Origin of the sequence: Streptomyces sp. NPDC005374, assembly GCF_042872225.1 — a bacterium.
Classification (GTDB): Bacteria; Actinomycetota; Actinomycetes; order Streptomycetales; family Streptomycetaceae; genus Streptomyces.
In genome coordinates, this window is sequence record NZ_JBIAKA010000006.1 from 209,773 (window position 1) to 231,613 (window position 21,841).

The 21,841-nt window shown below is 69.7% G+C and carries 19 protein-coding genes; 10 read left to right on the forward strand and 9 right to left on the reverse strand.

What is annotated here, in order from left to right:
• Positions 1-67 precede the first annotated feature (67 nt).
• Positions 68-994 carry a sigma-70 family RNA polymerase sigma factor gene (locus ACFYRX_RS17215; RefSeq protein WP_389100322.1) on the forward strand — a complete coding sequence of 309 codons (927 nt, stop codon included), beginning with the start codon at positions 68-70 and terminating at the stop codon, positions 992-994.
• On the opposite strand, the gene ACFYRX_RS17220 is transcribed toward ACFYRX_RS17215, so the two are convergent.
• Complete coding sequence (locus ACFYRX_RS17220; protein ID WP_389100324.1) at positions 975-1,838, reverse strand: RNA polymerase subunit sigma; 864 nt, start codon at positions 1,836-1,838, stop codon at positions 975-977. The genes ACFYRX_RS17215 and ACFYRX_RS17220 overlap by 20 nt on opposite strands.
• A gap of 190 nt (positions 1,839-2,028) precedes the next feature.
• On the opposite strand from ACFYRX_RS17220, the gene ACFYRX_RS17225 reads away from it, so the two are divergent.
• On the forward strand, positions 2,029-2,274 hold the full coding sequence (locus ACFYRX_RS17225) for a WhiB family transcriptional regulator (protein WP_389100833.1): 246 nt from the start codon (positions 2,029-2,031) through the stop codon (positions 2,272-2,274).
• Entirely contained in the window at positions 2,271-3,836 is a 1,566-nt protein-coding gene (locus ACFYRX_RS17230; protein ID WP_389100835.1) for a cytochrome bc complex cytochrome b subunit, read from the forward strand. Before ACFYRX_RS17225 ends, ACFYRX_RS17230 begins: the two co-directional genes overlap by 4 nt.
• Here the strand turns inward: ACFYRX_RS17230 and ACFYRX_RS17235 are convergent.
• The gene (locus ACFYRX_RS17235) at positions 3,833-6,604 is read right to left on the reverse strand and encodes an AAA family ATPase (RefSeq protein WP_389100326.1); all 2,772 of its coding nucleotides are present in this window, start codon (positions 6,602-6,604) and stop codon (positions 3,833-3,835) included. The genes ACFYRX_RS17230 and ACFYRX_RS17235 overlap by 4 nt on opposite strands.
• 316 nt (positions 6,605-6,920) lie before the next feature.
• Here ACFYRX_RS17235 and ACFYRX_RS17240 point away from each other — a divergent pair, with 316 nt between their 5' ends.
• Positions 6,921-7,589 carry a sigma-70 family RNA polymerase sigma factor gene (locus ACFYRX_RS17240; RefSeq protein ID WP_389100328.1) on the forward strand — a complete coding sequence of 223 codons (669 nt, stop codon included), beginning with the start codon at positions 6,921-6,923 and terminating at the stop codon, positions 7,587-7,589.
• A 74-nt stretch (positions 7,590-7,663) separates the two neighbouring features.
• On the opposite strand, the gene ACFYRX_RS17245 is transcribed toward ACFYRX_RS17240, so the two are convergent.
• The 7 genes from ACFYRX_RS17245 to ACFYRX_RS17275 all read right to left on the reverse strand — a co-directional run bounded on the left by ACFYRX_RS17245 (position 7,664) and on the right by ACFYRX_RS17275 (position 16,074).
• A complete protein-coding gene (locus ACFYRX_RS17245; protein ID WP_389100330.1) occupies positions 7,664-7,837 on the reverse strand; it encodes a hypothetical protein in 174 nt (57 codons plus the stop codon).
• 63 nt (positions 7,838-7,900) lie between these two features.
• A complete protein-coding gene (locus ACFYRX_RS17250; protein ID WP_389100332.1) occupies positions 7,901-8,647 on the reverse strand; it encodes an SDR family oxidoreductase in 747 nt (248 codons plus the stop codon).
• A 93-nt stretch (positions 8,648-8,740) separates the two neighbouring features.
• Complete coding sequence (locus ACFYRX_RS17255; RefSeq protein ID WP_389100837.1) at positions 8,741-10,441, reverse strand: FAD-dependent oxidoreductase; 1,701 nt, start codon at positions 10,439-10,441, stop codon at positions 8,741-8,743.
• Between the two features lie 391 nt (positions 10,442-10,832).
• Entirely contained in the window at positions 10,833-11,678 is an 846-nt protein-coding gene (locus ACFYRX_RS17260; RefSeq protein ID WP_389100839.1) for an RNA polymerase sigma-70 factor, read from the reverse strand.
• A gap of 184 nt (positions 11,679-11,862) precedes the next feature.
• Positions 11,863-12,630, reverse strand: coding sequence for a methyltransferase (locus tag ACFYRX_RS17265; protein WP_389100334.1), 768 nt, complete (start codon positions 12,628-12,630; stop codon positions 11,863-11,865).
• Positions 12,627-15,281: a pyruvate dehydrogenase (acetyl-transferring), homodimeric type gene (gene aceE, locus ACFYRX_RS17270; RefSeq protein WP_389100336.1), complete on the reverse strand. Its 2,655-nt coding sequence runs from the start codon at positions 15,279-15,281 to the stop codon at positions 12,627-12,629. The genes ACFYRX_RS17265 and aceE overlap by 4 nt, the downstream gene beginning before the upstream one ends.
• A gap of 55 nt (positions 15,282-15,336) precedes the next feature.
• Positions 15,337-16,074: an SDR family oxidoreductase gene (locus ACFYRX_RS17275; RefSeq protein WP_389100338.1), complete on the reverse strand. Its 738-nt coding sequence runs from the start codon at positions 16,072-16,074 to the stop codon at positions 15,337-15,339.
• A 212-nt stretch (positions 16,075-16,286) separates the two neighbouring features.
• Between ACFYRX_RS17275 and ACFYRX_RS17280 the strand changes: the two genes are divergently transcribed.
• The 6 genes from ACFYRX_RS17280 (at position 16,287) to ACFYRX_RS17305 (ending at position 21,073) form a co-directional block, all read left to right on the forward strand.
• Positions 16,287-16,730 (forward strand): cupin domain-containing protein, encoded by a 444-nt coding sequence (locus ACFYRX_RS17280; RefSeq protein ID WP_389100340.1) that lies wholly within the window; start codon positions 16,287-16,289, stop codon positions 16,728-16,730.
• A gap of 75 nt (positions 16,731-16,805) precedes the next feature.
• Positions 16,806-17,366, forward strand: a complete 561-nt coding sequence (locus tag ACFYRX_RS17285) for a DUF5134 domain-containing protein (RefSeq protein WP_389100342.1) — start codon at positions 16,806-16,808, stop codon at positions 17,364-17,366.
• A gap of 125 nt (positions 17,367-17,491) precedes the next feature.
• Positions 17,492-18,427: a patatin-like phospholipase family protein gene (locus tag ACFYRX_RS17290; RefSeq protein WP_389100344.1), complete on the forward strand. Its 936-nt coding sequence runs from the start codon at positions 17,492-17,494 to the stop codon at positions 18,425-18,427.
• On the forward strand, positions 18,424-19,650 hold the full coding sequence (locus ACFYRX_RS17295; RefSeq protein WP_389100346.1) for a macrolide family glycosyltransferase: 1,227 nt from the start codon (positions 18,424-18,426) through the stop codon (positions 19,648-19,650). Before ACFYRX_RS17290 ends, ACFYRX_RS17295 begins: the two co-directional genes overlap by 4 nt.
• On the forward strand, positions 19,650-20,138 hold the full coding sequence (locus ACFYRX_RS17300; RefSeq protein WP_389100348.1) for a hypothetical protein: 489 nt from the start codon (positions 19,650-19,652) through the stop codon (positions 20,136-20,138). Before ACFYRX_RS17295 ends, ACFYRX_RS17300 begins: the two co-directional genes overlap by 1 nt.
• Positions 20,135-21,073 carry a hypothetical protein gene (locus ACFYRX_RS17305; RefSeq protein ID WP_389100350.1) on the forward strand — a complete coding sequence of 313 codons (939 nt, stop codon included), beginning with the start codon at positions 20,135-20,137 and terminating at the stop codon, positions 21,071-21,073. Before ACFYRX_RS17300 ends, ACFYRX_RS17305 begins: the two co-directional genes overlap by 4 nt.
• The last annotated feature ends 768 nt before the right edge of the window (positions 21,074-21,841 follow it).

Consider the following 21,841-nt stretch of genomic DNA (forward strand, 5'->3'; position numbering starts at 1 on the left):
TGTCACAAGCGCGGGTCGATCACGGTCCATGCAGCGGATGAACCGTAGCAACGGAGGCCAATGGATCATGTATGTCGAACCGTTTCCCACCACCTCACCCGACGACCTCGAGGACGCTGTCGCCGTCTTCCTGCACCACCGCAGGCGCCTCTTCGGGATCGCCTACCGCATACTCGGCTCCACGGTCGAGGCCGAGGACGTGGTCCAGGAGGTATGGCTGCGCTGGCAGAAGACCGACCGCTCGGTGGTGGTGAGTCCTGCGGCTTTCCTGTCGAGCGCGACGACCCGCCTGGCCATCAACGTCGCTCAGTCGGCACGCGTGCGTCGGGAGACGTACATCGGACCGTGGCTGCCGGAACCCGTCGACACCAGCGCGGACCCCGCGATCGGTGCCGAGCACGTGGAGACGGTGGAGTTGGCCCTGCTGCTGGTGTTGGAGAAGCTGACTCCCGTCGAGCGCGCCGCCTATGTACTGCGCGAGGCGTTCGACTACGCCTACACCGAGATCGCCGACATGCTCGACGTCAGCCTCGTCAATGTGCGGAAGATCGTCAGCCGCGCTCGTCGGCATCTGCTGGACGAACGGCGGGAGACCGTGGACGCGGCTGAGCACCGCCTTCTCCTCAGCACCTTCGTCTCAGCGGCCAGAACAGGAGACGTCGCGTCACTGGAAGCCCTGCTCGCGCCCGATGTCGTCAGCCTCTCCGACGGCAACGGCATGCGGGGCTGTGCCCGGGTGCCTGTGCTGGGCCGTGCCCGGGTGGCCCGGCTCGCGGCCTATCGGCAGTTGTGGCGGGAGGCGGTGCCCGAGCTGGTCGACGCCAACGGGGCTACGGGCGTGCTGGTCCGCCGGGACGGCCGTACGGTCGCCTTCATGACCGCGGCCGCCTCGAAGCACGGCGTTCACCAGGTGCTGTGGGTGTTCACACCGAGCAAGATCGCCGCCTTCCTGGATTCCCGTTCCCGCGCCGCGCTCACCCCTGGTCCCACGTAGGGCGGTGGTTCCAGGACCGCAGTTTGTCGGGGTTGAGCATGACCCAGACCTGGGCCACACGGTCGTCCGAGACGTCGAGGCTGATGACGGCGGCGACCTGGCGGTCGTAGTGGGCGACGAGGCCGGTCCGGCCGTTGACGGAATGGGGGGTCAGGGTGGTGTGCGGGCTTCGGGCCAGGAGCGTCAGGAGGCTGTCGGCGACCGGCCGACAGCCGTGGACCGGCCCGGTCAACGCCCGTACCTTGCCGCCCCCGTCGAAGAACGCCGTCGCGTCCGGGCACAGCAACGACGTGAGCAGTTCCCCGTCCTCGGTGACGCATGCCCGGCGCACTGCGTGCGCTACGGCGTCGTGCTGCTGCGGTGTCGTGGCCCGGGTGCGGCGCAGACACAGCCACTGCCTGGTCCGTGCGGCGAGTTCGGCGAGTTCCGGCTCCGGACGGCCCACGATGCCGGCGACCGTGGCCGGGGCCATCCCGAAGGCACGGAACACGAACGCGGCGCGCTCGGCGGTGGACAGGGACTCCAGGGCGTTCAGCACGACCCGGTCGGCCTCCTCCTCCACCGCCGACGGCTGTGCCCCATGCCCCTCCTCGTGACCTGCCGTGTCCCGGCCGGCCCGTGCGAGGCAGTCCAGGCAGATCCCGCCCACGGTCTTCGCCAGCCAGGACCGGGGGACGCCGACCTGCCCACGCGCAGCGTCGGACAGCCCGTACCACCGGTGATACGCCTCGTCGACGACGCTCTCCGCCGCGCCCAAGTCACCCAGCATCCAGTGGGCGACATCGAGCAGGAACCGGCGTTCCTCCCACAGCTCGTCGATCGGCACCGCGTCGCTCTGGTCCACAGGGCATCCTCGCTCTCGCTCGCACTGCCCCGCACGCGGCAGGGGCGTCGGCTCACCACGTAAGACCGGGAACTGCCGGATGGTGTGACACGGGCTCGTCGCGGCCGCGTGTCACACATACGGCGGCTGCCCGGTCTTACAGGACAAGACTGCACTTTCTCCCTTGACTGCCGAACGAGGTGACCATGCCGTGGAATGGCGTGAACGGGCAGCGTGTCTGCGCGTAGATCCCGAGCTTTTCTTCCCCGTGTCCAACAGCGGTCCCACCCTTCGGCAGATCGACGAGGCGAAGGCCGTCTGCGGCGGTTGTCCCGTCGCGGAGCAGTGCCTCGACTGGGCCGTACAGGTGGGGCTCGTGGACGGCATCTGGGGCGGAACAACGGAAATCGAGCGCCGGGCCATGCGAGGAATCGAGACCCGGGTGGCCGTGCAATGAACAAGGGAGAAAGAGTCGCCGAATGGGCCGACGGGAGAGTGGGCGTCCGCCGACCGGTCAGAGGAAGAGCACGACGGGCGTTTCCGGACCACTGGTCCTTCCTGCTGGGGGAAATCTGCCTCTACAGTCTCGTCGTTCTCATCGTCACGGGCGTGTATCTGACCTTCTACTTCCATCCGTCGATGAAGGAGGTGCAGTACAACGGGAGTTACGCACCGCTACGCGGTCAGATGGTGTCGGAGGCCTTCGACTCGACCATGCACATATCCTTCGACGTCCGCGGCGGTCTGCTGATCCGGCAGGCCCATCACTGGGCGGCACTGGTCTTCGTCGCCGCGATACTCGCCCACATGATGCGGGTGTTCTTCACGGGCGCCTTCCGCAAACCCCGCGAACTCACCTGGCTGATCGGCTTCCTGTTGTTGGTCCTCGCCATGTTCGGCGGGCTGACGGGATACGACCTCCCGGACGACCTGCTTTCCGGAACCGGCCTCGCCGTGGTGAACGGAACGATCCTGTCCGTTCCGATCGTCGGGACGTACCTGTCGATGTTCCTGTTCGGAGGCGAGTTCCCCGGCAACGATCTGGTGGCCCGCTTCAACACCATCCATGTGCTGATCATCCCCGGCCTCATGGTGGGACTGCTGACCGCCCATCTGGCCCTGATGCTCTACCACAGGCACACCCAGTACCCCGGGCGTGGACGTACCGACAGCAATGTCGTGGGCGTGCCGGCCAAGGTACGCGTCGTCAAGTCCTCCGGGTATTTCCTGCTGGTGAGCGGTGCCGTCTTCGTCATGGCCGCGATCGCACAGATCAACCCCGTCTGGCAGTACGGGCCTTACCGTGCCGACCAGGTTTCTGCCGGGTCGCAGCCCGACTGGTACATGGGCGTGGCGGACGGCCTGCTTCGGGTGATGCCGGGCTGGGAAGTCGACTTCTGGGGTCATACCCTGGCGCTCGACAACCTGATTCCGTTGTCGGTGGGGGTCGGCCTCTTCCTCGCCCTGGGCGTGTATCCGTTCATCGAGACCTGGGCGACCGGTGACACCCGCGCGCACAGTCTTCTGGACCGGCCACGTAACCGGCCCGTCCGAACGGCACTTGGTGTCGCATGGCTCAGTTTCTATCTGGTCTCCCTGATCGGGGCCGCGAACGACATCATCGCGATCCGTTTCCATGTTCCGGTCGAGTCCGTGACGTGGGCGGTCCGAATCGGACTCCTCGTGGTGCCTGTCGCGACCTATGTGCTGACCAAACGAATGGCACTCGGCCTGCAACGCGGCGACCGCGGCAAAGTGTTGCACGGACGTGAGACCGGCATCATCAAGCGCATGCCGGACGGCGAATTCGTCGAGGTGCACGAGCCGCTGCGCCCTGAGCAACTCCACGTCCTCACCCAACACGAGCAGTACAGTCCGATCGGTCCCGGTGTCGGCCTTTCACAGCGGCTGCGTTCCCGGGTCAGCCGGATCCTTTACGGAGAAGGCACACAGATCATCAAGCCGACCCTGCAGGAGTACCAGGCGCTGCACAAGGGTCACGCCGACGACCATGCCTAGGCCGATGCCGCCTCGCCTGCGAGCCGTATCGTGCGGATCTCCTTGCGGGAGGTGATGCCGAGCTTCGAGAACACCTTGCGCAGATGCCATTCCACCGTGTGGGGGCTGATGAACAACTGGGCGCCGACCTCGGAATTCGTGAGACCGTCCCGGACCAGGCGGGCGATCTGCTCCTCCTGAGGGGTGAGGGTCACATGCGCCGCAGCGGGATGCTTGCGGACCCTCGCTCCCGTCGCCCGGAGTTCGCGGCGCGCCCGCTCGGCGAAGGCCCCGGCTCCGATGTGACCGAGCATGTCGTGCGCGATGCCCAGTTGGGCGCGGGCGTCGGCTCGGCGGTTCTCGCGGCGCAGCCATTCCCCGTACAGCAGGTGGGTCCGGGCGAGGTCCATCCGCACGCCCGCGGCACCGAGCCGCTCGATCGCCTCTCGGTACAGGGCATCGGGGACCTGCCCCTCACTCACCAGAGCACGGACGCCGGCCGCGGTGCCGAGAGCCCACTCGGTACCGGCGGCCTGCGCCATGTCGGTGATTCTGCGCACCGCCGCGGCCGCGTCCCCGGGTCTGCCCAGTCGTACGGAAGCCTCGACCAGTTCGACCGTGGACTGGAGGGACAGGCCGAGTTCCTGCGGGTTCTCGCAGCCCCGCAGAGCGGCCGTATACGCCTCCGCGTACCTGCCGAGGCCGTTGTAGAGCACCGCCGCGGCCCACTGCGTGGCGGTCTCCACCTTGCCTTCCCCGCGCAGGAGGAGATCCTGGGTGACCGCTGCGATCGCCTGCTGGGTCGCGGCCTCCCTGCCCTTCCAGGGCTCGACCACCAGCGCGCTGTAGTGCGCGAAGAAACTGCTGCCGGTCGCCTCGCCGATCGCCGTCGCCTCCGCGACCAGGGAGCCGGCTCCGGCGAGATCACCGGCGAAGACCCGGTTGGACAGACGGAGCAGGAGCGCCGACGGCAGCACCGACAGGGCCCCCGTCCCGCGTGCGAGGTCTACCAGGCGTGCCGAGAGGACGGACCAGCTCTCGAAGTCCCAGGTGCTGTGGGCGAGGCGGCACGCGAGGGGGAGCCAGCCGAGCCCCTCCGTGGGAGAGATCCCGCCATCGCGGAACGCGGCCAGAGCCTGGTGCAGCATCGGCGTGCCCGCTGCGTAGCCCTCTGTGGTCAGCAGCGCCTGGCCGTCCAGAAGGAGATCGTCGCGTGTCGGTTCGGCGGGCGTGGGCGTCGCGAGAATGGCCCGGGCCACTTCGAGGATCCCCTCGCCGTTCGGCAGGCGACCGGCGGTGAGGGCCGCGTAGATCGCGTCCCGGTATGTCTCACGGGCGAGCCCGGCGTCGAGCGGCTCGAGTCGTCTGGCCGCTTCGAGCAGCAGCGGCAGGCCGGCACCGGCGCTGTGGGAGGCGGTCATGATCCGACCGCGCAGCAGGGTCGACCGAGCGGCTCCGAGGTCGTCGAGGGGGCCCAGTTCGGCCGCGCCCGCCAGTTCCCGCGCCGCGTCGAAAGCACCGGCCTGGTATTTGGCGTGTGCCGCCGCCAGCGCCCTGTCTCCACGGCGCGTGGGGTCGGGCGTCAGCTGGGCGGACCAGTCGAGGAAGGCCGCCGCCGCGGCGACTCCGCCGCGTGCCTGCGCCCGCTCCGCGGAACGCTCCAGCTCGGCGGCCACAGCCTCGTCGGGTCCCACCGTCGCACGCGCCAGATGCCACGCCCGACGGTCCGGGTCGAGCCGGGCGTCGGTCACGTCCGCCAGGGCTCTGTGCACCTCGCGCAGGTCGTTCGGACTCGCCGCTCGATAGGCCGCGGAACGCACCAGCGGGTGCCGGAAGCGCGCCCAGGCACCGAGGGTGATCATTCCCGACGCCTCGGCGTCCGCCGCGGCCGCGTCCACGGCGATTCCCAGCTGCTCGGCCGCACGCCTGAGCAGGGTCGCGTCGCCGACCGGCTCGGCGGCGGCGATGCACAGCAGGCGTTGGGTCTGGGCCGGCAGCGCCTGGACACGGCGGAGGAAGTCCTGCTCGAGCCGGTTCGACACCGGCCCCGCGCTGGGGCGCCCGGAGCCCCCGGCCGGGTCCAACGCGGTGAGAACATGCGGCAGTTCGAGTAGGGCAAGTGGATTGCCGCGGGTCTCCGCGACGATGCGGTCACGCACTCGGCGGTCGAGCGGTCCGGTGACGACGGAGGCCAGGAGTGTCCGGGAGTCGTCCTCGAACAGCCCGCCCACGGGCATCTCGGGAAGGCCGGTGAACATCTCACCGGTGGTCGGCTCGCGCACGGCGACGGCGAGCACGACCGATTCCGCGAGCAGTCTGCGGGCGACGAACTCCAGGGTCTGTGCCGAGACCCTGTCCAGCCACTGCGCGTCGTCGACGACGCAGACCAGGGGCTCGCTCCCGCCGGCCTCGGAGAGGAGACTCAGCGTGGCCAAGCCCACCAGGAACCGGTCGGGCGCGGCCCCGACGTGCAGCCCGAACGCCGTGCGCAAGGCGTCGCGTTGAGGCTCCGGCAGGTTGTCGAGTCCCGAGAGCAGTGGCGCGCAGAGCTGGTGCAGGCCGGCGTAGGAGAGCTCCATCTCGGACTGCACGCCGACGGCAATGACGGTACGGAATCCGGTGGCGCGCCCCCGCAGGTACGTCAGCAGCTCGGTCTTCCCGATCCCCGCCTCACCCCTCAGGACCAGGACCCCGCTGCGCCCGTCCCTGGCGCCCGCCAGCAGGTCGTCGAGGGCCCGCCGCTCGTCCCGCCTGTCAAGGAGTCCGGCTCCGGAACCGCTGCTCGTCATGGCCGTCTCCCACGTCAGATCCTCCCGGCGGTGCGTCGGCCGGTGCATTGCCGGATCACTGCAGCCGTGGTGCGGCCGTGGCGAGCCGCGCCCATCGTAAACGGCTGCGAAAAGCGGAGAACTTCCGACGTCGAGTGCATGTGGTGGATCGAGTGCCGCCCGGAACGACGGTCGGGACAGGCCCCGGCCACGGATCTGCCACGGCACGACCACGCACTCCCCTACGGCCTTCCAAGGGCGCGCCGGGCAGCCCTCCGGAGCGACATTGATGCCGGCTGCCTTCGAGCTGCTGACCTACGGAGCAGAGGAGCCGGACGTGGACACACATCTGACCGAGACCTGGCAGAGCCGGGCAACGACGGGCACGTCCGTCATCGCGCTGGACGACGCGACCTGGGTGTTCGTGCGGGCCAGGCCCGGGCTGCTCACCCTCGCCAGGCAGATCGTCGGGAACGCGCACGACGCGGAGGACGTCATCCAGGAGACGTGGCTGCGGTGGCAGGGTGCCGACCGCACGGCTGTCACCAACCCGTCGGCACTGCTCAGGACGACCGCCGTCCGGCTGGCCATCAACGTCGTCCAGTCCGCCTGGAAGCGCCGGGAGTCCTGTGCCGACCCCTCGCTCCCGGAGCCGGTGGACCACCACGCGGGCCCCGAAGCGGTGGCCGAGCGTCAGGACGCCATGGAACGAGCGGTACTCCTGTTGATGGAGACCCTTACTCCGAGGCAACGTGCCGCGTACGTCCTGAGGGAGGGGTTCGGCTGCCCGTACGACCGGATCGCCGAGATCCTGCACCTCAGTGTCGTCAACGCCAGGCAGCAGGTCGCCCGTGCCCAGCGGCGTCTCACCGGGGACCACCGAAGCCAACCGGTCGACTCCGTCGCGCACCGGCGGCTCGTTCAGGCGTTCTTCTCGGCAGCCCGGACCGGCGACCTCGGGCATCTGGAAAGGGTGCTGTCCACCGATGCGAGCGGCCTTCGGTGACCGCTGCGGCAGGTGCCGGCGGCCTGGTCTCGCGCGGATCAGCATTTCGTCGACGGTGAGGTTTCCGGGGAAGATCAGCGGCAGGCGGAATGCCGGTTCAGCGCCGTCGAGACAACATTCATGCGCTCGCCGAGATCCGCGAGTTCCTGGCGCAGTTCCGTGACCCGGCTGCGAAGCTCGGCGGCTTCGGCGGTCAGCGATGCGAAGGTGGCGGCGAGGTCCACACGGTCCTCAGCGATCAGGGACATCGTGTCTCCATGACTTCATGGCACGGGTGGCCCTCTCCTTTCGGTGAGGGCCACCCGTAGGAATTACTTCTGCTGTGCGAGCCAGTCGGCGAACTTCGTCTCGGCCCGGCGGGCGTCCGAACCGGGCAGGAGGGTGTCGTCCTGCAGCGGGGCGCCCCAGTACGTCGCCTGCGGGTCCGTGACGATCTTGCGCGGGTCGTTCAGGGCGGTCAGCCCCATGCGGATGAACTCCTCCAGCTGGAACACCTCGGGGCCGCCGACCTCCACCACCCCGCCCACCGGTGCGCCGACCGCGGTGCGGGCGACGGCCTTGGCCACGTCGTCCGAGACGATGGGCTGGATCCTCGCGTCGGGCAGACGCACGGTGTCACCGTCAGTGACCCCGTCGGCGAGTCCCTTCGCGAACTCGAAGAACTGGGTGGCGTGGACGATGGAGAAGGGGTTGCCGGACGCCCTGATCAGGTCTTCCTGGACCTGCTTGGCGCGGAAGTACCCGCTGCCCTGGAGGCGGTCGGTGCCGACCACGGACAGCGCCACGTGATGCGCCACACCTGCCTCGGTCTCGGCCTTCAGCAGGTTGGTCGTCGAGGTGCGGAAGAACTCCATGACGGCCTCGTCCTCGAACGAGGGCGAGTTCGACACGTCGACCACGACCTGAGCGCCCTGCAGGACCTCGGCCAGCCCCTCCCCCGTCAGCGTGTTGACGCCAGTGTTGGGCGACGCCGCGACCGCCTCGTGCCCGTGCGCGCCGAGCCCGGCGACCACCTTCGAGCCGATGAGCCCGGTTCCACCGATCACTACGACCTTCATGACGGAATTCCTTTCGAGATTATTCGGGTTTTCCTGATGCCTGTATCAGTAGTGACCGGGCACCGGATGTGTTTGTGACACCTTCTATTCGACCTATTCGACGAGTTTTCCCGTGGTCGAGACGTCCTCCATCAGGGAGGAAATCTCGCCGGGGACAGCCGGAATGCTTTCGTGGGTGACGCCCGTGGTCGGGGACCAGACGAGATTCACCTGCAGAGCGGAATCCAGGCCCGGGTAGTCGCTGCGGTTGTGACAGCCACGGGTCTCGCGGCGCTCCAGTGCCGATTCGAGGGTGGCCCGGGCCGCGAGTGCGGCGGACTTGAGGTCGAAGGCGTGCGCGAGATCCTGGTAGCCGGCGATGTCCGGGTGGATGCCGACGTCCTGCATCCTCTTCTCGATCACCGCGAGTTCCGCCAGTCCCGCACGCAGACCGTCCTCGTCGCGTACGACACCCGCGTGCTCGGTCATGGTGTTGCGGATGGCGCGCTGCAGGGCCCGCACGTTCTCCGGCCCGTCGGCGGCGAGAAGCCCGTCGATCTCCGCACGGGCCTCTGCGATCGCCGACGCCGACCGCGGCTGCGCCTCCAGGGACTGCGCGTACGCGGCGGCGGCCTGTCCGGTGAGGCGGCCGAACACCAGCAGTTCGATGAGGCTGTTCCCGCCGAGACGGTTGGCGCCGTGCAGTCCGCTCGACGCCTCACCGATGGCGTACAGGCCGCGCACGTCCGTGCTGTGGTCCTCCGGACGCACCCACACCCCGCCCATCGAGTAGTGCGCGGTGGGCGCGATCTCGATCGGCTCCTGGGTGATGTCCAGCATCTGGAGGTCCAGCAGGGTCTGGTAGACGCGGGGCAGCCGCGTCATGATCGTCCGCCGGGGCAGGTGCGAGACGTCGAGCCACACACCTCCCTTGGGCGTGCCGCGGCCCTCTTTGATCTCCGTGTACGCGGCCAGAGCCACCCGGTCGCGGGTGGACAGCTCCATGCGCTCGGGGTCGTAGCGGGCCATGAAGCGTTCTCCGAGCGCGTTGCGCAGGATGCCGCCCTCGCCCCGGGCGGCCTCGCTGACCAGGGTGCCGGCCGCGTTCTCCGGTTCGATGATGCCGGACGGGTGGAACTGCACCAGCTCGGCGTCCCGCAGCCTGGCCCCGGCCTCCACGGCCAGTCGGAAGGAGTCGCCCGTGTTCTCGTCGCGCCGTGAGGAGGTGCGCCGCCAGATGCGCGTGTGGCCACCGGCGGCCAGGACGACGGCGTCGGCGTGGATCAGGTAGCGCCTGCCGCTGGTGAGGTCGAAGCCGTACGCCCCGAACACGGCGCCCTCGTGCACCAGCAGCCGGGTGATGTACACCCCCTCCAGTACCGGAATGTCGAGCTGTTCGGCACGCCTGATCAGCGTGCGCTGGATCTCCAGGCCGGTGTAGTCACCGGCGAAGGCGGTCCGCCGGAACTTGTGCGCGCCGAAGAAACGCTGCGAGATCCGGCCGTCCTCCTCGCGGGCGAAGGCCATGCCGTAGCGCTCCAGGTCGTCGATGCCCCGGGCGGCGCCCTGGGTGACGATCTCCACGGTGCGCGGGTCGGCGAGGAGGTAGCTCTCCTTCAGGGTGTCGGCGGCGTGCTGCTGCCAGCTGTCCTCCGGGTCCATGGTGGCCAGCGCGGCGTTGATGCCGCCGGCCGCCAGTGCCGTATGGGCGTCCTCCTTGGGACGCTTGCCGACGGCGAGGACGTCGATGCCGGCCTCGGCCAGTTCGATCGCCGCGCGCAGACCGGCACCTCCGGTGCCGATCACCAGCACCATGGTGGCGAGACGTTGTTCGGTGACAGCCACGGTCCCACTCCGATCGCTTGGGTCTTCATCAAGTACGACCGGGCAGTCCCGCGATCTGTGACACCCCTGCCGTGGCTTCAGGGGGCCGACGTGATGGTGGTCGGGGTGCCGTGCCGGGCCGTCCTCGCGCAGGGGCACAGTGCGTCGGCCCGCTGCGGGAGAGGAGTGGCGACGTCGGGGGTGGCGCCCGGCCGGCCGACGACCAGGTCGCTGTGCAGGACGTATCCGCCGTCCTGCGGACTTCGGCCCCCACGTCACGGTCGCCTCGACGGGATATCGCGGCGGGGTCGAGCGCGGCCTGTCGTGCGACGAGGCTCGGCGCGCCGTGGAAACAGGCCACGAACCCGGCGGCGAACAGCTGTCAGTTGCCCTGCGATGCCACGTAACGTGCCAGTTTCTCCGGGTTCATGACCCACAGGGCCCGCTCGATGCCGCGCTCCGAGATGTCGAGGGTCAGCAGGACCACGGGCGTCCCGCCGTCCGAGACGAGGGCGGCCGGTCCGCCGTTGGCCTCGACCCACTCGATCTCCTTGTGCGGCCAGAAGCGCGGGCCGAAGGCGGCGAGGTACCTGGAGACGTGCACCGGGCCGGCGACCGGAATCCGGGACGCCCCGCGCAGCCCGTTCCCGTCGGTGTAGCTGATGACGTCCTCGGTGAGAATGTCCTCCAGCACAGCCAGATCGCCGGTCTGTGCCGCGGTGAGGAACACCTCCATCAGCCGTCGGTGCTCGGTGGCGTCGACGGGCTTGCGGCGCTCCGAGGAGATGCGCTTGCGCGCGCGGCTCACCAGCTGGCGCGTGTTGGTCTCGCTGGTCTCCAGCATGTCCGCGATCTGCCGGTAGGGGTAGTCGAAGGCTTCCCGCAGCACATAGGCGGCCCGTTCCACGGGGTTCAGTCTCTCCAGGAGGAAGAGCACCGCCAGGTCGAGCGCCTCGGCCCGCTCGGCGCCCAACTGCGGATCCGCGCGCGTGTCGATCGGCTCCGGCAGCCAGGGACCGGTGTACGACTCGCGCCGCACCCTGGCGGACCGGGCGAGGTTGATCGCCAGGCGGGCGGTGACGGTGGCCAGGAACGCCTTCGGCTCGCGGACCGCGCCACGGTCGGTGTGCTGCCAGCGCAGCCACGCCTCCTGGAGGACGTCCTCGGCCTCCGCGGTGCTGCCGAGCACGCGGTAGGCGATGCCGAAGAGCCGGGGCCGCACCGCCATGAACACCCTCGTCGCCTCGTCGAGGGAGTCCGTACCGGTGAGGGAATCCGTGCCGTCATGGAACTCCGTACCGTCGAGGGAGTCCCTGCCGTCCCCCATACCCATGCGTGCCGCCTTCAGTTCCGACCGTTCGCGCAAGCGCTCGCCCATGGTACGCAGGCGGGTCACGACCGGGCGGAGCACGTCATGGGCGGGCCAGTCGTACGGCCAGAACGGACGCGTCCGGCCGTTCGGGCAGTGCGAGGAAACCCTCCTCCTCCAGTTCCGCGATCAGCTCCGCACGGGAGGCGGGCCACATCCAGAACGTCTCGGCGTGCCGACGCAGCACCCGCCCGTCGCCGCGCACCCAGTAGTCGAACCGTGCCCGGATCCGGTCCTCGTCGGCCGACGTCACCATGCGGCCGCCGTACTCGTGCCGGCCGACCGTCCGGGTCGGTAGCGCATGGGTGGTTCTGTGACGCGGCAGGCGGGCCGGTGGGAGCTGGACGAGCAGTACCCCGGTGGGCACGAGTGCCTCGGCGACGGCCGGCCACAGCGCCCGGCGCGACGTCGGATGCAGACAGGCGACGGTGTTGTGGCACACGGCCACGTCGGCGACCCTGCGCAGCCCTGTCTCGTCGAGGCCCTGCGGGTGCACGGTCACCCGCGCCGTGAACTCCGCACCCAGGGAGGTCAGGCGCGTCATCAGCGGGGTGCGCATGGAGCGGGCGGGCTCCACGGCGTGCACGGGGACCCGCGACTCCAGGAGGCTCATCAGCGTGACCCGCCCGGTGCCCGCGCCCACGTCGAGCACACCGACCAGGGCCCTGCGGACATCGTCGCCATAGAGCGTGCGCACCCGGACCTCGTCCCGCTCCCCCTGCAGGACGTCGTAGAACTCCGCACTGATCGCATAGGCGTCCTGATGCTGCCGGCCGGGCGGATCGACCGACGGCGCGTTCACGACGGTCACCCGCGCCATCCGTACCACTCGCGTGCCTGTCCGACCGCCTCCGAACTGACCGCGCCGACGCGCGCCAGCCGGTCCAGGGCGGCGACGACGATCGACTCGGCGTCCACGCGGAAGTAGCGCCTTACGGCGTCCCGGGTGTCGGACAGTCCGAAGCCGTCCGTGCCCAGCGACGAGTAGTCGTGATCGACCCACTGGCTGATCTGGTCGGGTACCTGACGCATCCAGTCGCTGACCGCCAGCACCGGTCCGGGCGCGTCCACCAGCGCTGCCGTCACGTAGGGGACGCGTTCCTCGCCCCGGAGCATCGCCCGGTCGGCGTCCAGCGCGTCGCGGCGCAGTTCCGTCCAGGAGGTCACCGACCAGACGTCGGCGTGGACGCCCCACTGGGACAGCAGCAACTCCTGGGCGGTCAGCGCCCAGTGGATGGCCGTACCGGAGGCCAGCAGCTGGATCCGTGGTTCCGTACCGGCGGGCTCGGCCGCCTGCCGGAACCGGTAGATGCCCCGCAGGATGCCTTCCTCGACGCCGGGTCCGGTGGGCATCGCCGGCTGCTCCTTGGGTTCGTTGTAGACCGTCAGGTAGTAGAAGACGTCCTCGGGCCGGTCGCCGTACATGCGGCGCAGCCCCTCCCGCACGATCACCGCGATCTCGTACCCGAACGCCGGGTCGTACGACACGGCGGCGGGGTTCGTGGAGGCCAGCAAGTGGGAGTGCCCGTCGGCGTGTTGGAGGCCCTCCCCCGTCATCGTCGTACGGCCCGCCGTCGCCCCGATGACGAACCCGCGCCCCATCTGGTCGGCGAGCGCCCAGAACTGGTCGCCGGTGCGCTGGAAGCCGAACATGGCGTAGAAGATGTAGAACGGGATCATGGGTTCGCCGTGGGTGGCGTACGAAGTCGCAGCGGCGGTGAACTCGGCCATGGAACCGGCTTCGGTGATGCCTTCGTCGATCAACTGGCCGTTCCTGGCCTCCCGGTAGTAGAGCAGCTGGTCCGCGTCCACCGGTTCGTAGGTCTGGCCGTCGGCCGAGTAGATCCCGGCCGACGGGAACAGGGACTCCATGCCGAACGTGCGGGCCTCGTCCGGGATGATCGGCACCCAGCGCGGTCCTGTCTCCTGGTCGCGCATCAGGTCCTTGACCAGGCGGACAAGGGCCATGGTGGTCGCCACTTCCTGAAGACCGAAGCCCTTCTCCAGGGTTTCGAAGGGGCGGGCCGGCGGCTGCTTCAGGGGTTTCGAAACAACCCTGCGCACCGGGGCCGGGCCGCCCAGCGCCGCCCTCCGCTCACGCAGGTACCGCACCTCCTCCGAGTTCTCGCCCGGGTGCCAGTACGGCACCAGATCGCCACTCAACGCGCTGTCGGGTATGGGGAGTTCGAGCAGGTCACGCATCTCGCGGAACTGCCCCATCGTCAGCTTCTTCATCTGGTGGTTGGCGTTGCGCGACTCGAAGGCCGAGCCGAGCGTGTGGCCCTTCACCGTCTGGGCGAGGACGACCGTGGGCGTGCCCCGGTGCTCGACGGCGGCCCGGTAGGCGGCGTAGACCTTGAGCGGTTCGTGGCCGCCCCGGGAGTTCCCGAACAACTCGGTCAGTCGGCTGTCGCCCAGCCCGGCGGCGAGAGCGGAGAGCGCGTCGCCTGTGAAGAAGTGTTCGCGGAGGTACGTGGCGTCCCGGGCGGCGTACGTCTGCAGCTGGGCGTCGGGGATTTGGCCAAGGCGGCGGACCAGGGCGCCGGTGGTGTCCTGCCGCAGGACCGGGTCCCAGGCCTCGCCCCAGAGGGACTTGACCACGTTCCAGCCCGCACCGCGGAACCTGGCCTCCAGTTCCTGCACGATCTTGGAGTTCGACCGCACGGGCCCGTCCAGGCGCTGCAGGTTGCAGTTGACGACGAAGGTGAGATTGTCGAGACGCTCACGGGCGGCGAGCGCCAGCGCGGCCGTCGCTTCCGGCTCGTCCGTCTCGCCGTCCCCGAGGAAGGCCCACACGCGCGATGCAGAGGTGTCCTTGATGCCCCGGGCATGCAGATACCGGTTGAAACGGGCCTGGTAGACGGCGGCGAGCGGGCCGAGGCCCATGGACACGGTCGGGAACTCCCACAGCCACGGCAGCCGTCGGGGGTGCGGGTAGGAGGGCAGTCCATGGCCGTCGGCCTCCCGCCGGAAACCGTCCAACTGCGCCTCACTCAGGCGCCCTTCGAGGAACACGCGGGCGTAGATGCCCGGTGAGGCATGCCCCTGGAAGTACAGCTGGTCGCCCGAACCCTGCCCGTCCTTGCCCTGGAAGAAGTGGTGGAACCCGATCTCGTACAGCCAGGCCGCCGAGGCGTAGGTGGATATGTGGCCGCCCAACCCGAAACGGGAGCCACGGGTCACCATCGCCGCCGCGTTCCACCGGTTCAGAGCGGTGATCCTGGACTCCATGGCGACGTCACCGGGAAAGGCCGGCTGCTCCGACGCCGGGATCGTGTTGATGTAGTCGGAGGTCAGGAGCCCTGGCAGGGACACACCGGACCGGGCGGCGAACTCGTGCACACGTCGCAGCAGGTACCCGGCCCGTTCCGGGCCCGCGTGCCGCACCACGGCGTCGAGCGACGCCTGCCATTCGGCGGTCTCTTCGCTGTCCTGGTCGGGCAGTTGGTCGAGCTCACTCATGACTGTGTCCTGTCGGGGCGTGGCACGGGAAGGCGGTCGGGTGCCGACGAGGTCATCACCGCGCGAGCCACTCGGAGAAGGTCTCGTGCCCCAGGTGGGCGTCAACCCCGGGCAGCAGCGCCCGCTGCCCGAGCGTGGCCCCGAAGAACGGGGTGTGGGCGTCGGAGACCACGGCCCGCAGGTAGCCGCGCGCGGCCAGCAGCTTCGCCGTGAGGTCGTCGAGGCGGTGCTCCTCGGGTCCTGCGACCTCCAGAACACCGAACAGCGGTACTCCTACGGCGACATGGGCCACCGCGGCGGCGACGTCGTCCGTCGACACGGGACGGATCAGGACCGGCGCGACATGGACGACGTCTCCGTACGTCGCCGCGCGCGACATGTACTCCACCGACTCGAAGAACGGCGTGGCACGCACGATGGAGTAGGGCATGGGCGAGCGTCGCACCTGCTCCTCCTGCAGCGCCTTCGCGCGGAAGTAGCCCGCCCGCAGATGCCCGGCCCCCACGATTGACAGGATCACGTGATGTTCGGCGCCCGCCCTCGCCGCGGCCTCCAGCAGGTTGTGGGTCGCCGTACCGAAGAACTCCAGGCTCTCCAACTCTCCGCGGGAGGGCGTGTCGGTGACATCCACGACCACATCGGCACCGCGCAGGGCCTCGTCGAGACCCTTCCCGGTCGTGACGTCGACGCCCTCACCGCGTGACAGCCGCACGACCTCCACGCCGTGGTCCCGAAGCCTTGCGACCGTCCTGGAACCGATCAGACCGCTGGCTCCTGCTACGACGACTCGCATTCCGGGCCCCTTTCCGTCGAGGGGTCGGTGACCCCGCTGTCGGCTTGGTGAGGTGGCGGTGATGCCGGGCCTCACACCACCTAGGACAGGGCTCGTACCCATGTTGTGACACTGATGTGGCCGCGGGTGTCACAGATTCGCCCGGAGCCCGGTCATCACTGGAGACGGTCATGGCAGCCATGGCCGGGTGCAGATCCGAGGGAGGCCGACACATGCCGGACAAGGACTCAGCGCAAGGGACCGGAGTACAGACCCGGTCGGAGGGATGGAAGACGGCGGCGAAGATGCTGCAGGACACCGCTCCGCTCACCGTCCCGGAGGGCGCTTCGGCGATGACCATCTGCGTCGAGTGGGAGCCGGGCGACCCGGGATCCCCGCCGCACCGTCACTCGGGACCGGCGTTCGGCTACGTCCTGGAGGGCGCCGTCCGTTTCGAGATGGAAGGCGAGCCCGAGCGTGTGATCGAGGCGGGCGGGACGTTCTGGGAGCCGGGCGGCGACCCGATCCACTACCAGGACGGCAACGCGCTGCCCGACGCCCGCACCCGGTTCGTCGTGACGATGCTGTGTGCGCCGGGCAAGCCCATGCTCGAACTGGTCGAGGAGGAGGAACTGGCCAAGCGGGCTCATCTTCGCGCCCCACGGCCCACCGACTGACCGACGGACGGTACCGACTGACCGCCGGACGGTTGCGCAGGGGCTCGTCCGCTCCCTGGGAGGGCGTGGTGAGGCATGAGCGCCACTGATGTCATGCACGCCATGCTGACAGCGCTGTTCGCGGCCGCGGCCGTTCACGCGCTGCGGCAGGCCGTGCTGACACGAGGCGCCGGATGGCGCGGCCGGGGCGACGGTCTCCTGCACACCGTCATGGCAGCGGCCATGACGGTGATGCCGTGGCACGGCATGGGCGACGGGCCGATGCCGGGGCAGACGGCCTTCTTCTTCGCCGCGGCGGCCCTGTGGTTCCCGTTGACCGCGGTTCCCGGGCTGAGTGGCCCCGGATCGGCCGACCTCGTGCGCAGGTCGCCGCACGCGGTCGGCATGGCCGCCATGGCGTGGATGCCGGTGCGGCACGGCGGCGTCACGGACGCGCGGACCAGCGACCTGGTCACCGCCGTGCTGACGCTCTGTCTGCTGGCCCACGCTCTCCGGTCGCTGACCCGGGACATGCCCACGCTGCGTGGTGCTCCGCGCAGCGTGGGCGTCCCCGGGGACCTCGGCGGTACCTGCGACCGCTTCTGGCAGGGATCGACGGCCATGGGCACCGCCCTCATGCTGCTCATGCACCACTGACGATCCGACACCCGGCAACCGTTTGTCCCGCAAGCCGGCACCCAACGGTGTCACACATCGTGTGGCAGCCCGGTCCTAGTGGGAGAACGAGTCCGATTCCGTGTCCATGGTGAAAAAGGTGGATCATGAGGGGAAACCCGGGAAACCCCACAGCGGCGGGTCTGGGCAGCCTTCCGCGTCCCGTGGCCGTGGTGGTGGGCGCCGGTGGCGTGCTCGGAGCGGCGCACATCGGTGCCGGGTACGCGCTGGAACGCCGCGGATTCGTCCCGGACATGATCATCGGGACCTCGGTGGGTGCCCTCAACGGGGCCATCGCGGCCGCCCACCCCCGCAGGGCCGCGCCGTGGCTGGACCACGTGTGGACCCAACTGCGGCGCCGTGACGTGTATCCGCTCGGCTGCCTGACCTCACGGAGCAGCGTCTTCACCGACCGCGGTCTGCGCCGACTGATCGCCCGAGCCGGACTCCCCTCGCGGATCGAGGAGTTGGCGGTCCCGTTCATCGCGGTGGCCACCGATCTGGTCACCGGTACCCCGGTGCTGCTCGACCGGGGAGACCTCGAGTCCGCGCTGCTGGCCAGCGCGGCCATCCCCGGGATGCTGCCCCCGGTGGTCCGTGCGGGCCGGACGCTCGTCGACGGCGGGCTGCTCGCCTACGTCCCGGTACTGGCGGCCCTCCAGGCCGGGGCGGCCAGCGTGGTCGTGGTGGCGACCGGGCCAGAGAGCTCGCCGTTGCGCCCCACCCTTGTGCGCCGACGCGCCGGCGCGATCGCCGCCAGGGCCGGAGTGCTGCTGTTTCACCATCAGATCGAGCGCGATCTGCACGAGGTGTCCCGGCACATCCCGACCGTCGTACTGCCGACCGGCATCGAAGCCTGGCCCGCACCGTGGGACTTCGGCCAGACCCAGCGGCTGATCAGCACGACTTGCCTGACGGCGGAGCGCTTTCTGGACGGACTGCGCATCAACGGCCCGGGGCTGTATCGGGTCGACGACGCCTCGACGGCCCCGGGGAGCCCGGGCGAGACATCCATTTCATCCATGACGGAGGCCGGCCTGTGAGCACCATCGCGTTCCTCGGTATCGGCATGCACGGGCACATCAATCCGACGCTGCCGGTCGTCGCCGAGCTCGTCCGCCGCGGCCACGCCGTCACGTACCACACCTCACCCGCGTTCCGTGAGGAGATCGAGGCGACCGGCGCGACCGTCCGCCTCTACCCCGGGGGCGACCGACCGCTCCCCGATCCACCCACGCCGGTCAGCTGGATGGAGTCGCTCGCGAGCACCGCCGTCCAGTTGCTGCCCCCGGTACTCACCGACCTGCGCCGCGACCGACCCGACCTGATCGTCCACGACAGTGCCTGTCTGTGGGGTGCGGTGGCCGCCCGCGAACTCGGAGTGCCGGCAGCCTCCTCGTTCACCACCTTCGCCCTGGACCGGCATGTCCCCAGCCCTACCCGGGGCTCCTGGGACCTGCTGACCGCGGCGACGGCTCAACCTCGCAGCGTCCAGGACTACTTGCGGTCCCGCTGGGCGCTGCACCGCCGCTTCGACGCGCGCGGGCTGCCCCTGCTCGACCTGGCGAACATCCGCCAGCCGCTCAACCTGGTCTACACCTCACGGGCGTTCCAACCTGCCGTCGAGGGTTTCGACGAGTCCTACCGGTTCGTCGGACCGAGCATCGGCGCCCGGCCGCCCGACCCTTCGTTCCCCGCCGACCGACTGCGGGACCCGGTGCTGTTCGCCTCGCTGGGTACGGTGTTCAACGCCGACCCCAAGTTGTTGCGCGCCCTGGCCACCGGACTCGCCCCGCTGGGCGGCACCGTGATCGTCTCCACCGGGCAGACCGATCCCGAAGCGCTGGGTCCGCTGCCGGCCAACGTGCTCGCCCGCCGTTTCGTGCCCCAGCCCGAAGTGCTGGCCCGCGCGGCGCTGTTCGTCACCCACGGCGGAATGAACAGCGTCAACGAGGCCATGTACGCCGGGGTTCCCCTGCTGGTGGTCCCCCAGGGTGCCGACCAGCCGATGGTGGCCCGGCGCGTCGTCGAGCTCGGCGCCGGCCTGTCGATACGTACCCAGGACGTCGCAAGGGGCTCGGTGCGTGTCCTCGCCCAACGGCTGCTCGACGACCCCGGGTTCCGGACGGCCGCACACACCCTGCAGGCCGCCCAGCGCGAGGCAGGCGGATACGAGCGCGCGGCCGACGAACTCGAGCGGTACCTGCACGCGGCCGGCTCGAACGGTCAACCGTCCCCGTCGGTCCGACACACCGGAGCCGAGTGATGTCCCCCACCGTGGTCGTCCTGTTGCTGTTCGCCGGGCTGTCGGAGGCCGCTGGGCGCATCCTGCCGCTCGTAGCGCGTCGCCCCGGTATGTCCAGGACCCTCGTGGCCGGATTGCTGCTGCCCGCGGGCCTGGTCGAGGGGGCGGTGTTCGCACTGTGGCCGCTGACCGCGTGGACCATGACCGAGTTGGTGGTGTCCTCTCCCGCGCCAGGAACCGGCCTGGTGTGGACACCGGGCATGGTCGCCCCGCTGGTGCTCGCCGCCATCCTCGCGTTCCCGTTGCTCGGACCTCTGCTCCACTTCTTTCTCTTCGTCGGGGTCGGGGCAGGTCTGGTCGGCCCGCTCGCCGAGGCGAGCGGGACGGGCTGGTGGAGCGCCGCCGGTTGCACAGCCGTCGCCGGGGCCGGGCTCGGTCTCGCGGTGGAGACCGTCCGACGGCTTGTCGTGAGGATCAGCGCCACCCGAGCACAGGAGGCGGCCGCATGAACGGGTTCGTGCTCTGGGCCTGCCTGGTCGGGCCCGCTCTGCTGGCCGAAGCACTGTTGGCCCGCTACGAGGTTCTGGCGTACGGCGCCGGCTGGCGGGTTCCTGCCACCGAACTCCCGGAGGGCGTTCCCTACGCCCGAGGTGCGGCCGCCGACAGTCCCCCGGGTGCCTACCTGGTCTACCTCGACGGCATCGGCAAACGCCGCGTACGTGACAGCCGGGACGGCGGCCAGCTGGTCGAGGCCCTGATCACCAGAGCACCGGAGCTGCGGGTACTGGGACAGGTGCAGCCCTATTCACCACTGGCCGACCCACTCGCCGACCGGCCGGTGTGGGCGTGGCTGCGCCGGCACATCGGGCTGCTGCTGTTCCTGCACAACGTCGTGCAGACCTTTGTGGCCGCCGACCATCGCTACCGGCCCCTGTACAACCGGGCCGTCGGCTCCCAGACAGCCACCCAGCTCCGGCTCGCGGGCTACCGGCCCGACAGCGGTACGCCGGTGGTACTGCTCAGCTACAGCGGCGGCGCCCAAGTCGCCACGGGCGCGGTCGACGAGCTGCACACCCAGCTGCGCTGCCCGCTCCTGCTGATCACACTCGGCGGGTTCCACAACGGAGCCAACGACCTCACCCACGCCGAGCACCTGCATCAACTCACCAGCGCGAACGACCGGATCGAGCAGATCGGCGCCTGGATCTTCCCTCAGCGCTGGCGACTCCTGCGTCGTAGCGGATGGAACCGGGCCGTTCGCGCGGGGAAGATCACCGTGCATCGGCTCGACCCGGCCACTCATTTCGGCCCGCAGAGCTACATCAGCCCAACGGCTCAACTGCCCGACGGCCGCAGCCACCTTGCCCGCACCGCCGACACCGTGATCGCGGTCATCCGCGCCCACCACGGCTCCAACCTCGCGCAAGGCAACCCGCTCCCGTGAGGGTACGACCGACCTCTGGGTTACCGCCGCCGCAGCTCAGTCGAGCGGCGCGTGGACAGGTGGACCGGGTTTTGTCGAAGACTGGAGACCGGCCTACGACGGCCGCGGCGCTTGCGGTGGGCAGGCTGCTCATCGGGCCGCGCGATGGTGACCTCGATCCCGTGTCGCCGCGACCCGGTCCGGCCCGAGGGAGCGCACCACCCACGTTGCAGACTCGATATCGAAGGGGCGGTGGTCAGGATCCGCCTCTTCCCAGCTCAGATGACCAGGGGCCGGCTCAGGAATCACCGCGACAGCCTGCGTGCCTACCTGTCACCCGTTTCAATCGAACTGCCGCGGGCACTGGCTGAGCCGACAGTTCCCGGTTGTTGGAACCACGGGGTCATACTTCTCGCAACCATTCGCGAGTTGTCCGTGCCTCCGCGGACAGCTGCTGGTCGATATCGACGTGAACCCCGCGCACCTGCAGCCGAGCCTTGAGGAACTCCATCTCCGACAAGGTCCCCACCAGGCCATCGCTGCTCAGCTCCCCAGCCAGCTCACGAGCACGCGACAACGAAGCCGCCGAAAGCTCCCGAAGGACTTTCAGAGCCGGGACAAGACTGGCGACCGGACCGACCAGCCGAAGCCTGACGGGTCCGTGCGCTGCGAGCAGGGCCTCCCGGACATAACCAGGTGCTGGTCCCTGACAAGCTTGTTCGCACAAGTAGGCGCCGCAGGACCCGCAAGAGAACTCCGAGTCCCAACACAGCTCATCGTGAAGGATGA